Below are 14460 nucleotides of genomic sequence, written 5' to 3'. Positions count from 1 at the left end.
TGTGTGCCTTTCCGATGTGCGGGTGTCTCGGGGTGGACGGGGTTGTCCCCGTCCACCCCGAGACTGTTGAGAGGGGTGAGTGTTAGATCGTGGCGGTGCGGCGGGTGCGGCGCAGCAGCGCGGTGCCGCCCAGGCCGAGGCCGGCGAAGGCCAGGGCGCCGAGGGCGACCGCCGGGGCGACGATCGGCAACGGTGCGGAGTTGAACTCCACCGGAGCCGACGCGACCCCACCCACCGACTGGGTGATCGACAGCGGCGGAACCGTACCGTTCGGGATCATCACCGACCAGTTACCGGAACCGTCAACCGTTGCCGTTCCGACCGTCGAACCAGAACTGTCCTTCACCGTCACCGTGGCACCGGCCGTACCGGTACCGGTCAGCGGAACACCCGACGCACCCGGGGTACCCGCCGATAGGCCACCCACCGGGGCCGTCGCCGTGGAGATGAACAGCGACGTGCTGGGAGAAGCGGACGGGGTGAACCCCGCGGCCTGCGTGTAGTCAACGGTGGCCGTGCCCGAGACAGAACCCGTAGACACCACAGGGAGACTAATCAGGTCCGTCTCCGACGGGATGTAACCGGTGCCCGATAGCGCAACGTTGTAGGTCTGTCGGATCTGCAAGGTCCTCATCCCCCCAGTAACGCTGCAGGTCTGGTTCGCGGAGGAGGGGTTATTCCACACAAAGCCCGCGCATGCGTCGGACGCAAACTCCAGACCCGCGGGCACGTTGACCGTCCACGTGAACCAATCTCCGGGCGAGATGCCAAAGGAGGCGCTTGGGCCACCGCCGTGCCGGTCGTAGGTGAGGGTGCCGGTCGTGCCAGCCACACCGAAGTTCCCTCCACCTGACGGGGTGACAGTGAGGTTGCGAGCGCCGAACATCACGCTCCCGGTCGCTGCGCTGGCGGGGAGGGCAGCGCCGAAGGTGAGGGCGGCGGTTGCGACGGTGACGGCGGCACCGGCGAGGAGCCGGCCCTTGCGGATCTTGCGGGTGGTGTTCATGTGTTGGTTTCCTTTCGGGGACGGACAAAACCATGTCCGGTGCCGGGGTTTGGGCGGCGGGGTTAGTTGGGTAGTGGGTTAGCTGGCCGGGGCCTTCGGGTTACGGGTTTTGCGGGTTGTGGTGGTGCGGCGGCCGGTCATGATTCGGAGCATGAGGACCAGGGTTGCGGCGCAGCCGATGAGGGCGAAGACGCTGCCAACGAGGAGGTGGGACCACTCGTATCCGATGTCGTCCCAGGCGAGGGTGGAACCGGCGATCATGCCGATCCGGACCAGGTTGATGGCACTGATCAGGGCGAGCCCGACCAGTCCGCCCAGTGCCCACCGCCCCCACGTCAGACGCTGCACGAAGGTGATCATGACGGCGAGGAACAGCAGCACCGGGACGAGGAGCACCAGGGTGGTGCACTCCACGGTGATCTGCAGCCCGAGGTAGTGGGTGGCGTCCTGGCGGATCACGAACTGGTCCGCGAACGCGAACACGTCATCGCCGAGGAACGGCTTGAGCAGCATGCTCATCGCGGCCGCTTCGGCGTGCCGGAACTGTTCCTGCCCCACCACCAGCAGCCCGCTCACCGCGACCAGCACGACCCCCAGCAGGACGCGGAGCGCGCGGTGCGCACCCGTCAGGCGCCGCCTGGGCGCCTGGGCGACGCGCAGGCTACGGCGCCCGGCAGGGGAACCGGTAACGGTGCTGCCGTCGACGAGAGAGGAAGTCATGAGGAGGTCCGATGGGTCAGTTGCGGTCGGTGTGGGGAGACACCTGTAGCTAACTGCCCCGGGACCAGCGTTTCCGTGGGTGAAGAGCACTCCTCGGTGACTCGACCCCGCCAACCCAGTAGCGCCGCCCGCCGACCCACGTGGTTCCACGTCGACGCACGGTGACGACACGCAGCTCGTTGCGGACAGGAAGTAGTCGCCCACGAGCACGCCAGGGGCGACAGCACGCACGAGGTGAACAGGAATACCCTTTCGTTCTACCCGGGCGACACTGTGACGTTTACCGGTTACTCCGCAATACGTGCGGCACGGTTGCGTACCCAAGGCGTGAGAATCCCGTGTCGGCTGCGCCTACGACACACGTGGTTCAGTGCCGGGCCGGGCCTTCCGCCCCCCCTAAAGGTGTGTCTCGCCTGGACTCACGGAAGGGAGTAGACCTGCCGTCACGATAGTGGAGGACTCATGGCCCGATGGATCCGAGTCGTGGCGGCGCTAAGTGCGGTCACCATCCTGAGCTTTCTTGCGCCGAATACCGCAGTGGCCGCTGAGAAGTGCGCCACCAAAGCGAGTACGTTCTCCGGCACCTTCTGGTCGCCCTATGACGACTGGTCGGTCGGCGACATGGAGTCGACGTTCCGCGAGCAGGCGTCGGTCGGTATCCATTCGACGATCGTGGTGTGGAGCGTGCACCTCGACGCCAACAACGCGGCGTACCCGTCCTCGGCCGGCCTCGGTTACAGCCGGTTCAACGATTCCATCCCCAAGCTCGTCGAAGCAGCCAGAGCGACCGGCCAGAAGCTGTGGATGGGCCTGATCGTCGCGCCCGATGGGTTCCCCACCCACCACAAGGACACGGCGTGGCTGGGCGCCTTCGTGAAGCGGTCCGAAGCCGTCGCCCACGATCTCAACGCCCGGTACGGAGACACGATCGCCGGATGGTACGTTCCCACCGAGCCCGCGTACGCCGATATCGACACGGCAAGCAAAGCGAGGACATACGCGGGATGGCTCGGACATCTGACCGCGTACTTGCACTCCCACGACGGAAACAAGCCGGTGATGGTATCTCCAACCATGCCCAGCGCTATCTACACAGGCGCGAGCGCGACCCAGTACGTACAGCTTCTCAAGCGGCTCATCGTCTCGACGAAGGTCGACGTGTGGAATCTTCAGGACGGTTTCCGCATGACAGCCTGGTCGCCCACGCAGGAAGCCGCCGCGCTCGTTCTGGCCAAGAAATATACGCGCGCAGTCGGCTCCGCACTGTGGGCGTCCGTGTACACGCCTCCCCGAGACGGCGACGGAACGCCCGTCTCGGTCGCGCAGATGGCTCCCTATCTCGACGCGATCTCCGCGACGGGGACACCCCTCACCCAGTGGACCTACAACGACTACTTCTCGGGCACTCAGGCGACGGACCAGGCGCTTCGCGTAGGCAACCTGGCTGCGTATCGGGCATGGTGCAGCTGACGCACGTGTGGCCGCAATTAGTTGCTCATTTGATTTTGATTCGAGCACTGGATACTTTCGCCTGATCCACCCCCGCCCGTGATCGGAGCCATCCCACCTCATGAAAAGAATTTCCGTATTCGCTGTTGCGCTTGCGCTTGCGCTGTCCGCTCTCGCGGCGAGCCCCGCACATGCCGAGAGCCACCCGACCGTTCCGTCGTCGTTCATCTCGGCCAAGCTCACGGTCGGCTGGGACAGCACGCGCTGGGGTTACGAATTCCGCGACCTGAAGGCGGCCGGTATTTCGGAGCTCGTCCTCGACGGGGCCGTCTTCGCAACCGCTGACCGCCCCACCGCGTACTACCCCTCGGGCGTTCCCGGAGTCGACAGAGCAAGCGGGCCGGCCGGCGCTCCGGCGGACGTGATCACCCCGTTGCTCTCCGGAGCACGCGGCGCAGGGATGCACGTCTGGCTCGGTACATACATCCCCGACTCCGGCTGGTACGCGCCGAACGATGCCACCGTCGACGAGATGACCACGTCCAACGCTGCGATCACGGCGGCCGTGCTGAATGACCTCGACGCCAAGTACAGCGCATACTCCGATGTCGTCTCGGGTTGGTATCTCGGCTCGGAGGTGTCCGCATCCTATGCGTGGTCCTGGAACGCCGGGACAGCACTCACCGACTACTACCGGTCTCTCGCCGCCACGGCGAAGGCCGCCCGAACCGCGACGCGGACGATGATCGCCCCGTACTTCACCATCGCCGCGCTACCCCCACACTCGTCCCTCTGGACGAGCATGTGGACGCGCATCCTCTCGGCAGCCCCGATCGACGTCCTGGCCTTGCAGGACGGCACGGGAGATACCGGGATCCGGCTGCCTCCCGAGACGGTCCGGGACCAACTGCTCGAGAAGTTCGGCGACACTCGAGCGGCGATCACCGCGAGCGGCGCGAAGACGGAGCTCTGGGCGGACCTCGACCTCTACGACACGGAGGGTCTGAAGAGCATCGCAGACGTGGCGGCGGTGACCGCAATCCTGAGCGGGACCGTGAGCCGCTTCACCTCCTGGAGCTTCAGCCAGCTGTACAGCCCATGGACGTTGGGAACCGACATGTACGCCGCACCCTTCGGGTCGTGGAACAACACCGGGGTCATCCCGGAAGGCGCGCCGTAGACACAGGCTCCGCTCACGCATGCGATCACGCGTCGGTACTTAACCTCGCGTCGCACGATACGCACAACCCGCTCAGGCACGCGCCCCGCGCCCGCGCGACCCGATGATGGAAGCAGTGCCCACCGGCCACGGGTAGACGCCGGACGGGCACAGGACGACGGAGCCGGGTTTCTCCTTCGCTCCGACCGATGCCGCCGGCTCACTGCCGGCGGCATCCCCGGCTCACTCGGCTCCGGCATCGGGTGGGCCATTCTCCTTCCGAGATGCCTGCGCACGAGAGGACAGCAGTGAGGCCGACCCGTTGGAACCCACTTGAGCGGGCAGCACGGCTCGTCACGGTCACGACCGACGGGCGGCGCGGCGAGGTGGTGACGCCATCCATTCCGCGCGATCCGCTGTCGCAGCTACGCTCGGCACTCCTCACCGAACGGGCTGAGAGGCTCACTGAGCTCCGCGGCCTCCAGTTCCGCGTGTATGACACGGTGCGCGGCGAGGAGAGCGGCGCGGGCGGCAGCTATCGCATCGTCGACCGCTTCAAGACGACGGCGTCCGAGCCGCACTAGCCCGCGGCCCCGAACGCGGCCCGAGCGCAGCGAGCCGGTACAAATGTCCTAGTATTTAGGCACCGCCGTCACGTCGTCCGGTGTTTGGAGGATCCACGTGCCCGTCCCTTCCCCCGATCCTCAGCGCGCGAGGCGACACTCCCTCCGTGAGGTGGCCATCGAGAAGATCAAGGCGGCCATCCTGGATCGCACCCTCAAACCGGGCGAGGAACTCCGCGACGCCGAGTTGCAGGAGTGGCTCGGGATGTCGCGGACGCCCGTCCGTGAGGCGCTGATCGAACTCACCCGGCTGGGACTGGTCGAGGTCCAGGCGCAACGGTTCACCCGCGTGGCCGATCCGGATCCGGCCACGGCTATCTATGATCTGCAGACGCTCGGAGCTCTCGTCGGCGCCCTCGCGCGCGTCACCATTCCGACCCTCACCCCCGAGGGGACAGCCGAACTGCTTCACGCGCTGGAACGCGTACAGGACACACTGCGCGAGCAACGACCTCAGGACTACCTGCAGCGCAACTACGAGGCCTACCTCGTGCTCCGAGACAACTGCCCCAACCCTGTCCTCGTCGACGCGACGCACGACCTGATCGAAGCGAAGCTGTTCCGCGTGTCCCTCAGCCGGGTCAACCTCCGCCGCGACTGGAACGACCTTCAAACGATCTATGACGACACCCGCGCAGCGGTGAAAGCCGGTGACGCCGTCGCGTCAGAACTGGCCGTCGAACGGATCTTCCAGCTCGACCGACCGGTGCCCTCAGCCTCCTAACAGCGCAGGGTGTTCCGGCGTAGGCGCCCATTCCTGTGATTTAGCCCAGAACGCCGGCAGCTCGCGTCATGTTCTCGACCAGGCGTCGTCCTTTCTGCACACGGTTCAAACGAGCCGGAACACAGGAGGACTCAGATGGCTACCAAAGACGTCGCAGTGGTGCTCGGCACTCGCCCGGAGATCATCAAGCTCGCCGGTCTGATCCGCGAGCTGGGTCCCCGCGCCCGAGTCATCTACTCCGGGCAGCACTACGACCCCGAGCTGGCCGGCGCACAGTTCGCAGGCTTCGGCCTCGCGCAGCCCGACGTGGTCCTGACCGGCGTCGGAGGCCGCGACCGCGGCACCCAGATCGCCGCCGCCCTGCAGGCGCTCACCGATGAGTTCGCCACCAACCCGCCGTCGGTCGTCATCGTCCAGGGCGACACGAACACCGTCTCCGCAGGCGCCCAGGCCGGCAACTACGCCGGCGTCCCCGTCATCCACGTGGAGGCCGGGCTGCGCTCACGCGACCGGGCCATGCCCGAAGAGCTCAACCGGCTCGTCGCCGGGGCGCTCGCCGATGTGCACTGCGCGGCGACGGCCCACAACGCCGACAACCTCACCGCCGAAGGCGTGAGCGCCGACCGGATCGCCGTCACCGGGAACACCATCGTCGAGACCACCATCGAGTCCCTGAGCGCGGTCGCCGCTCCGTCCCTCCCCGCCGGCGTCCAGCCGGGCAGCTACGTGCTGGCCACCATCCACCGCCCGGAGAACACCGACGACGCCGACGCGCTGCGCCGCGCTCTGACCGAGCTCGCCGCCATCGACGCTCCCGTGCTGCTGGTCGCCCACCCGCGCACCCGGGCGGCCATCGAGAGGTTCGCCCTCACCGACCTGACCGCCGGCCTCCACCTGCTGGAGTCGGTGGACCACACCGAGTTCCTGGCCCTGGCCAAGCAGTCCGCTTTGCTGGTGTCCGACTCGGGCGGAGTGCAGGAGGAGTGCACCGTCCTCAAGAAGCCGCTCCTGGTGCTGCGCCGCTCGACCGAGCGCCCCGAGTCGGTCGACGCGGGTTTCGCCCGCCTGATCACGCCGGAGCTGCCACTGGCCGACATCGCCAACGGGATGCTGGCAGACCACGCCCTCTCGGGCCGGCTCGACGCGCTGGCAAGCCCGTACGGCGACGGCAGCGCCACATCCCGGATCGCGCACATCGCCCGCAGCATCGCCGACGGCAGCACCCCCGAAGACGCCGTCCAGCGAAGCCGCTCTTGCCTCAGCCCCACGGTCTGATCCCCTACCCGGCCCCGCCCGCCCCCGACCCGAACGGACCCGACCGTGTTCTCCCTCCTCCAGTCCATCAGCTTCGTCCTGGTGATCATCTTCCTCACCTACGTCGTGTTCATCCTGGTGCCCTACCTGCGCCAGAAGCCCACGCCGCCCGGTAACCCGGACCTCTTCCTGTGGCACACCTTCATCCCCTGCCGGGACGAGCAGTCGGTGATCGCGGCGACGATCGCGCACTCCCGCGAGACGTTCCCCGAGATGCACGTGTGGGTCATCGACGACGACAGCGAGGACGACACCGCGGCCATCGTCCAGGCACACGCCGAGGCCGACCCGTTCGTCCACCTCGTGCAGCGCCGCCGCCCGGAGGCCCGCACCGGCAAGGGCGACGCGCTGAACGCCGCGTACGCGCAACTGGACGCCTGGCTGCCCGAAGACACCGACCGCTCCACTGTGATCGTCGCCGTCGTCGACGCCGACGGCGCCCTCGCCGGCAACGCTCTCGCCGCGGTCTCCGCCGAGACCGTCTTCGCGGACCCGGAGGTCGGTGCCGCCCAGCTGACCGTGCACATGAAGAACCGCGCCGACGCCCGGCCTCTCGCTGACAAGGGACGCGCGGCCAACGCCTTCTCGTCCTGGCTGCTGCGGCTGCAGGATGTGGAGTTCCGCACGGTCATCCTGGGGATGCAGGCCCTGCGCTCCAAGACGGGCACCGTCGGAATGGGCGGCAATGGCCAGTTCACCCGCCTGTCGGTTCTCGACGCCATCACCGAGACCCACGGCTCCCCCTGGCACGGCTCGCTGCTCGAGGACTACGAGCTGGGCCTCCACGTCATCTTCGCGGGATACCAGAACCGGCAGGTGCACGACTCCTACGTCTCGCAGGAGGCCGTCCCGACCCTGTCGCGCCTGATCACCCAGCGCGCCCGGTGGGCGCAGGGCGTCATGCAGTGCATCCGCTACCTGCCGCGCATCATCCGCTCCAACAATTTCGACGCAGCCGGCGCCCTCGAGGCCACGTACTACCTGCTGCTGCCGCTGGTCCAGCTCATCGGTTCTGTCGTGTTCCTGTGGCTGTTCGGCAACCAGGTCGTCGGCCTCGTCACCGACCCGGTGGTCCGCGACCAGTGGCTCTCCAACATCTGGGGGCTCGCACTGCTCACCCTGGTGTTCGGCATCGGGCCCTTCGCGATCTGGGGCTTCATCTACAAGCTCCGCTGCGAGCCGAGCCTGAGCTGGGGTCGCGCCGCCTTCCTGGGTGCCAGCCTCTGGCCCTACCAGCTGTATGTGGTCGTCTCCATCGCCAAAGGCGCCATCCGCATCGTCACGGGAAAGAACGGCTGGGCGAAGACCCGGCGCGCGGGCGACATCGTCACCACCCGCAGCATCGCTATCGAGGCCTGAGAGCCAACGGACCGAAGAGAAAGTCAGACCCCATGAAGATCAACCTTCACCCGACGACCACCGACCGCCTGCTCCTCGGCGGGACCGTGGGAGCCGTCGCGATCGTCGACGCCGCGGGAATACTGCTGACCAGCTGGATCCTGTGGTCGACCGCCGGTGCCACTGTGGTGAGCGGAACCGTGTTCGGCCAGGTCGTCTTCCTTCTCGTCGCCCTGATCTGGGTCGCCGCTCGCACCCTCCTGATCCGGCGGACGAGCCGGAGCATTGCAGCCCCGCAGAGGCTGAGGGTCATCGTCACGGCTGTTGAAATCGGCGGCATCGCGGCGCTGCTCACGCTGTGGATCGCGACGGGACTGTACTACGTCGGCTGGGTACTCACTCTCGCCACCCTCACCCTGCTGCTCGGGAGCGCGCTGCGCCTCCTCATCACGGTGGTCCGCCCCCAGTCGGCCGACGACCAGGATGAGACGGGATCGCAGACCTCCGTGCTGCGGTCGGCGCGGACCCAGGCGGTGATGCCCGCGATTGCCGCCGCCGTCGGGATCGTCGTCGTCTTCCTCACCGCAAGCGTCCACGGCCTGGACCCGACCATCCTGGGCGGCCTGATCCTGCTCACCGCGTTCGGCGCGCTCGCCGGTACCGCCACGGGGTACGCGCTCGACCGCACGCCTGCCCGCAAGGTGGGGAAGCACCGGCCCGCCAGCCTCTGACCCTAAGGACCACCCGTCATGCGCAATACAACCGCCGAAGCCTCGTCCGACGCCGACCTGGTGGCCTCCGTCCGCGAAGGCGACGACGACGCCGCCGCCAGGGCAGAGTTGTGGCGCCGCCACGCCGCCGCCGGAAGGGCGATGGCAGGCTCGATCACCGACCAGCACGAACCCGAAGACCTGGTCTCGGAAGCCTTCACGCGCATCTTCGCGCTGATCCGCCGCGGCGAGGGACTCGAGGGGGCGTTCCGCTCCTGGCTCTACGAGTCCATCCGGCACGTGTCGACGGAATGGTCGGGGGAGATCGCGCCACAGCCACTCGACACCCTCCAACTCAGCGAAGAATCGACGCTCGCCGCCCTCGACCGGTCGCTGACGGTCACGGCATTCCGGACGCTGCCCACCCGGTGGCAGGAGGCGCTCTGGTACACCGAGATCGAGCAGCTGACCCCTCGGCAGCTCGCCCCGATCCTCGGGATGGACGCCGCCAACGTCTCCGAGCTCACCCTCCGCGCCCGCGAGGGGCTCCGTCAGGGGTGGATGCGGGCGCAGATCGCCTCGGTTAGGGAGGATTACGAACACGCGTGGGCACTCAGCGCCGAAGTAGCGCGCCAGGTCGGTTCTCGGCTCACTCAGGTGCTGCTCCCGCTCTCCGCCGGAATCGCGGGAAGCGTCGGCTACACCGCCTGGCTGCAACGCAACGGTCCAAGCTGAGAAACCCCCGAGGACCGGCCACTTCACTGTCATGAACGGGGTCGCGCTGCGTCCTTTACGGGAAGGCAAATAGCACTTCGGCCTCTGACCGTGAGGAAGACCCGTGACAACTCTGACCGTCCGCCCGACCGCGACACTCGACAAGCCTGCTTCTGGCCGACGCGCCGCCTCTGGCCGACGCGCCGCCTCCGGCCGACGCGCCGCTCCTCGGCGGCGTCCCGGGAAACTGGCCCGAGCCGTCCGCGTGCTGGCCGCCGCCGCGTTGGTCGCGCTGAGTGCGCTGCTCGTCCTCGGCCAGGAGGCCTTCCGGCACTTCGAGGCAACCGTGATGACCGCGCTGCTCAAGCCGTTCCTGGGCGGCGACGTGTTCACCTTCCAGGACCAGTTCGTGATCAAAACGGATCCGACCCACTACCTGGGCCTTCAGATCACCGTCGAATGCACCACCCTGGTGCTGCTGGTGCCGACGCTGCTCTTCGCTGCGATCATGATCGGCCTGCTCCCCCGGGTCACCTGGGGCCGCTGGGCCGTCGGCCTGTCGGTGGGGCTCGCCCTCATCGCCGCCGTCAACCTCACCAGGATCGCCATGATCGCCTTCGCCGCTCTGATCTGGGGCCACGACGGCTACGAATGGTCTCACCTCGTCGTCGGCACGGTGTTCGCCCTGATCGGCATCGTCGCGACCCTGATCGTCATGCTGCGAATCATGACCGGACGACGCACTAAGAAGTCCGTTCGTCGCGGTTCGGAGTGACCCGACCCGATCCGGCGTTGCATGTAATCATACTAGTCTGCTAGTATGATTACACGAGGTCGAAGAGAAGCCTGCACAGGATTTCCCTCCCTCAGCGCATCCCTTTCGTTGAATGCGCACCCCGCGGCCGGTCCGGGCGCGGACGATCATTCCATTCCGAAAGCGGGTTCTTCGTGCGCACCTCCTTCACCCCCGACGCCGTTCTGAGCAGCCGCGTGCGAGCCGGTGACATGGTCGCTTTCGCGGAGCTGTGGACGCGGCACTCGGCCACCGGCCGCCGCTTCGCGGTCAGCCTCACCAGCCAGTTCGACGCCGACGACCTCGTCGCTGAGGCGTTCACCCGCATCCTGGCCCAGCTGAAAGGCGGCAAGGGTCCGCGGGACGGTTTCTGCCGGTACCTGTTCCGGTCCATCCACCGCATCGCGATCGACTGGTCGCGACGCGAGAAGCACCTCGACGACGAAGCGGCCCCGGAGGCGGCGGACCCGCACTGCGCCGAGGTCATCTCGCTCGCCGCCGAGGAGCGGTCGCTCAGCGGTCGCGCGTTCCGGAGCCTCCCCACCCGCTGGCAGGAGGTGCTCTGGTACAGCGAGGTCGAGTCCATGAAGCCCAGCGAGTTCGCCCCGCTGCTGAACATGAGCGTCAACGCCGCGGCCCAGCTCGCCTGCCGCGCCCGGGCCGGCCTCCGCGAGGCCTTCGCGAACGTGAGCGCCCCCGTCTCCGAGCTCGTCGCCGCCTGACCCGCCCGAACCACCCGACCCTGAAACTCTCCATGCGAATCGTCACCCTCACTTCCAGCGTCGTCATCGTCGCCAGCGTGCTCACCTTCGGCGGCATCCTCCCCGCCCACGCGGACGCACCGAGCACCCGCGGTGCCGCGACGGCGCCCGCCGCGCCTCCCGCACCTGCGGTCCCCGCGGCCGCCCGGGCGGTCCCCGCGCCCGCTGCTACCGACCCCGCGCCCGCACCCGCACCCGCAGACCCCGCACCCGCTCCTGCAGATCCCGCGCCCGCCCCGACGGCACCCACACCCGCCCCCGCAGACCCCGCCCCCGCACCGGCGGCTCCCACGCCGGCCACCCCGGCCGCGCGAGACGGGAACGCCATGGTCGCCCTCGCGCAACAGCACGTCGGCGTCGTCCCCTACTCGAACGGCGCCACTGCCGAGGACGGGTTCGCGTGCGACGGACTCACCCAGTGGGTGTACGGCCAGTTCGGCGTCGACCTTCCCCGTGGGGTCACCGCCCAAGCCGCACGAGGAGTGCAGGTCTCGGCCGCGGAGGCCCAGGCCGGTGACCTCGTGGTCTACGTCGGCGAGCACATCGGCATCTACGACGGTGCCGGCGGCATCATCGATTCTCCCGACTGGGGGCGCTACGTGTCGCATCGTGCCATCTGGGGAGAACCCATCTTCGTCCACATCCCGTAACGCCAACCCGCACACAGAACCGCAGACCGACCAGGAGAAACGAGCCCGCCATGCCCACCAGCACCCTCCCCGTCATCAGCCCCCGAGCGCTCGTCGCCCACCACGGCCGACGAACCCCGGCCGACCTGCGCAAGCACGCCGAAGCCAGCTACTCACCCGGCAGCGCGCAGCAGACCTGGCTGCTCGAGGTCGCCACCAGGACGGCCCGCAGCGGTCACGCCACCATCGCCGGCCTCCCGGCGGACGAGCTGAACGAGATCCTGAAGGCCGCGACGTTCGCCCTGCTCACCGATCGGTACCTCGCCCTCTACGACCAGCGAGCGTGATCGAAGGAGAATGGCGCCCGAATCTCCTTCGATTGGCAGTACTGAAGGAGAATCGGACGGTTTGCGGCCGAAACTCCTTCGCATCCGGGACCAACGAGGGCCGGCGATTGGGAGACCCGGCACCGCGTCGCTTACGGTAGCGATCATGGACGGCAGCAGCATCCGCATCAGAACCGCGGCAGCACACGAGTATCCCGCGATCGGAGAGCTGACGCACGCGGCCTACACGCACGACTACGACGACCTCCCGGAGCACTATCGGGAAGAACTGAAGCATCCCGAGGCGCTCGCGGAGGACTTCGAGTTCTTCGTGGCCGAGGACGAGACGGGTGAGCTGCTGGGAACCATCGCGCTGCTGCGCGTCGGCCACGACAACGGCGGACACATCGCGCCCGACGAGCTGTACTTCCGGCTGCTGGCCACGCATCCGTCAGCACGGGGTCGGGGACTCGGCGTGCGGTTGACCGAGTTCGCCCTGGAGCAGGCGGCCGCTCGCGGTCAGCGCGCCGTCGTCCTCAACAGCGGGCCGGACATGGTCGGCGCCCATGCGCTGTACCGGAAGCTCGGCTTCAGCAGGCGTTCCGAGCGGGAGGGCATCATCGTGCTTCCGGACGGCCGCGAGCTGGAGCTGCTCACCTTCGTGCGCGACCTGTCCGCCTGACGGCGGCCGCGCAGCGGACGCCCGTCACATCGTCTGGCGGAGCCCTCCGTCGATCACGACGTCCGCGCCGGTCAGGTTGCCGAGCACCGGGCTGGCCAGCATCACGGCGAGCGCCGCCACCTCGGCCGGGGTGGTGAAGCGTCCGGTCACCATCGACTCCTCGGCGCCGCGACGAACTGCGGCCGGGTCTCCCCCGGTCGCCGCCGCGACGGTCCGGGCGACGCCGCCGTCGCCCAGCCAGAGGTCGGTTGCGACCGGCCCCGGACTGATCGAGTTGACCCGGATGCCGCGGTGCCCGACCTCCTTGGACAGCGACTTGGTGAAGCTCAGCAGCGCGGCCTTGGCGGCGCTGTAGTCCATCACCAGCGGGTCGGCGAGGATCGCGTTCTCGGACGCGATGTTGACGATCGCGCCCCCGTCCGGGATGCGGTCGAAGAGCGCGCGGGTGGTCCGCACGGCGGCGAGCGCGTTCAGCTGGTACGTGTTCGACCACTGCTCGTCGGTGATGCTCGGGAAGCCTCCCGGCCGCGGCGGAGCCGACCCGACGTTGTTGATCAGGATGTCGACCGGTCCCGTCAGCTGCGCGGTCGCGGCGAGGATGCCGTCGTTGCCGCCGAGGTCCGCCTCCACGAGCCGGAAGTCGCCCTCGTCCGCCGCGGCCGCCGTCTCGGGAGTGCTCTTCCGGGCGATGCCGACCACGGAGACGCCCTCCTTCAGGAGGGCCCGGACGATGGCGAGGCCGATTCCGCGACTCGCTCCGGTGACGATCGCGTGCTTGCCTGTCAGTTCAAGATCCACAAGCGGGAGGCTATGGGGTCCGGAGCCGCCGCGGCTAGGGCTGCCGTGCGAACCGCCCGTGGAACAGCGCGACCGGCGCCACCATCCCGGCCCTATCCGTAGCGGAGACGCCGGTATTCCTCGTACACCACCCGGCCGCCGAACGTCCGTGTGCCCACCAGCGAGAGCGGCAGCCGGTGACCGAGCGGCGGCCAGTAGCGGGTTCCGCCACCGATCACGATCGGGTAGCGGAACAGCCGGTACTCGTCGACCAGATCGAGGGCGATGGCTTCGGCGGCGAGGTCGGCACCGCCGATCGAGACATCCCGGTCCGAGGCGCCGACCGCAGCGGCGATCTCCTCGGCGACGGAGGCTGCGGCGAGCCGCGCGTTCCCCTGCACCTCGGACAGCGTGCGGCTGAACACGACCTTCGGGAGGGCCGCCCAGCTGTCGGCGAACGCGGCCCCGGACGCGGGGACGCGGAGGGAGTCGTCGGTCTCCCAGACCAGCATCGTCTCGTAGAGCTTGCGTCCGAGCAGGTAGCCGCCCAGCCGCCCGACCTGGCCCAGCTGGAAGCGGAACTGCTCGTCGCTCGGGGCGGTGAAATCGAATCCGCCCTCGTCGTCGGCGATGAAACCATCTGCCGACACGCCCATCGAGTAGATCAGCACGGCAGCAGGCTAATGCGTCGGGGCGCCCTGCGGCAGGGGTGTCCCGGTCAGGCCGGAAAGGTCT

The 14460-nt window shown here is 68.3% G+C and carries 17 protein-coding genes; 13 read left to right on the top strand and 4 right to left on the bottom strand.

Annotation, left to right across the window (positions count from 1 at the left end):
* Positions 1 to 82: 82 nt before the first annotated feature.
* Together AB4Y74_RS01810 and AB4Y74_RS01805 are read right to left on the bottom strand one after the other, a co-directional pair.
* Positions 83 to 1006: an Ig-like domain-containing protein gene (locus AB4Y74_RS01810; RefSeq protein WP_441797412.1), complete on the bottom strand. Its 924-nt coding sequence runs from the start codon at positions 1004 to 1006 to the stop codon at positions 83 to 85.
* Positions 1007 to 1084: 78 nt separating this feature from the next.
* On the bottom strand, positions 1085 to 1726 hold the full coding sequence (locus tag AB4Y74_RS01805) for an exosortase/archaeosortase family protein (RefSeq protein ID WP_441797411.1): 642 nt from the start codon (positions 1724 to 1726) through the stop codon (positions 1085 to 1087).
* Between the two features lie 462 nt (positions 1727 to 2188).
* Between AB4Y74_RS01805 and AB4Y74_RS01800 the strand changes: the two genes are divergently transcribed.
* From AB4Y74_RS01800 to AB4Y74_RS01740, 13 genes are all read left to right on the top strand, one after another.
* Positions 2189 to 3196 carry a DUF4434 domain-containing protein gene (locus AB4Y74_RS01800; RefSeq protein ID WP_441797410.1) on the top strand — a complete coding sequence of 336 codons (1008 nt, stop codon included), beginning with the start codon at positions 2189 to 2191 and terminating at the stop codon, positions 3194 to 3196.
* Positions 3197 to 3296: 100 nt separating this feature from the next.
* Complete coding sequence (locus tag AB4Y74_RS01795; protein ID WP_441797409.1) at positions 3297 to 4355, top strand: DUF4434 domain-containing protein; 1059 nt, start codon at positions 3297 to 3299, stop codon at positions 4353 to 4355.
* 287 nt (positions 4356 to 4642) lie between these two features.
* A complete protein-coding gene (locus tag AB4Y74_RS01790) occupies positions 4643 to 4918 on the top strand; it encodes a hypothetical protein (RefSeq protein ID WP_441797408.1) in 276 nt (91 codons plus the stop codon).
* Between the two features lie 151 nt (positions 4919 to 5069).
* Positions 5070 to 5681 carry a GntR family transcriptional regulator gene (locus AB4Y74_RS01785; protein WP_441797407.1) on the top strand — a complete coding sequence of 204 codons (612 nt, stop codon included), beginning with the start codon at positions 5070 to 5072 and terminating at the stop codon, positions 5679 to 5681.
* A gap of 135 nt (positions 5682 to 5816) precedes the next feature.
* Positions 5817 to 6956 (top strand): non-hydrolyzing UDP-N-acetylglucosamine 2-epimerase, encoded by a 1140-nt coding sequence (gene wecB / locus AB4Y74_RS01780; RefSeq protein ID WP_441797406.1) that lies wholly within the window; start codon positions 5817 to 5819, stop codon positions 6954 to 6956.
* 45 nt (positions 6957 to 7001) lie between these two features.
* Positions 7002 to 8354: a glycosyltransferase gene (locus AB4Y74_RS01775; RefSeq protein WP_441797405.1), complete on the top strand. Its 1353-nt coding sequence runs from the start codon at positions 7002 to 7004 to the stop codon at positions 8352 to 8354.
* A gap of 32 nt (positions 8355 to 8386) precedes the next feature.
* Positions 8387 to 9064, top strand: coding sequence for a hypothetical protein (locus tag AB4Y74_RS01770; protein ID WP_441797404.1), 678 nt, complete (start codon positions 8387 to 8389; stop codon positions 9062 to 9064).
* A gap of 18 nt (positions 9065 to 9082) precedes the next feature.
* The gene (locus AB4Y74_RS01765) at positions 9083 to 9778 is read left to right on the top strand and encodes an RNA polymerase sigma factor (RefSeq protein WP_441797403.1); all 696 of its coding nucleotides are present in this window, start codon (positions 9083 to 9085) and stop codon (positions 9776 to 9778) included.
* 103 nt (positions 9779 to 9881) lie between these two features.
* On the top strand, positions 9882 to 10532 hold the full coding sequence (locus tag AB4Y74_RS01760; protein ID WP_441797402.1) for an archaeosortase/exosortase family protein: 651 nt from the start codon (positions 9882 to 9884) through the stop codon (positions 10530 to 10532).
* Between the two features lie 173 nt (positions 10533 to 10705).
* Positions 10706 to 11272: an RNA polymerase sigma factor gene (locus tag AB4Y74_RS01755; protein ID WP_441797401.1), complete on the top strand. Its 567-nt coding sequence runs from the start codon at positions 10706 to 10708 to the stop codon at positions 11270 to 11272.
* 32 nt (positions 11273 to 11304) lie between these two features.
* On the top strand, positions 11305 to 11961 hold the full coding sequence (locus tag AB4Y74_RS01750) for a C40 family peptidase (RefSeq protein ID WP_441797400.1): 657 nt from the start codon (positions 11305 to 11307) through the stop codon (positions 11959 to 11961).
* Between the two features lie 50 nt (positions 11962 to 12011).
* Entirely contained in the window at positions 12012 to 12287 is a 276-nt protein-coding gene (locus tag AB4Y74_RS01745) for a hypothetical protein (protein ID WP_441797399.1), read from the top strand.
* 145 nt (positions 12288 to 12432) lie between these two features.
* Positions 12433 to 12948: a GNAT family N-acetyltransferase gene (locus tag AB4Y74_RS01740; protein ID WP_441797398.1), complete on the top strand. Its 516-nt coding sequence runs from the start codon at positions 12433 to 12435 to the stop codon at positions 12946 to 12948.
* 24 nt (positions 12949 to 12972) lie between these two features.
* Here AB4Y74_RS01740 and AB4Y74_RS01735 read toward each other — a convergent pair whose 3' ends face one another.
* Complete coding sequence (locus tag AB4Y74_RS01735; protein ID WP_441797397.1) at positions 12973 to 13746, bottom strand: SDR family NAD(P)-dependent oxidoreductase; 774 nt, start codon at positions 13744 to 13746, stop codon at positions 12973 to 12975.
* A gap of 92 nt (positions 13747 to 13838) precedes the next feature.
* Complete coding sequence (locus AB4Y74_RS01730; RefSeq protein WP_441797396.1) at positions 13839 to 14396, bottom strand: dihydrofolate reductase family protein; 558 nt, start codon at positions 14394 to 14396, stop codon at positions 13839 to 13841.
* Between the last annotated feature and the right edge of the window lie 64 nt (positions 14397 to 14460).

It is taken from the genome of Leifsonia sp. RAF41, assembly GCF_052114085.1.
Classification (GTDB): domain Bacteria; phylum Actinomycetota; class Actinomycetes; order Actinomycetales; family Microbacteriaceae; genus Leifsonia.
The sequence above is the reverse complement of the archived record's forward strand: the minus strand, read 5'-3'. Positions and strand labels throughout refer to the sequence as shown.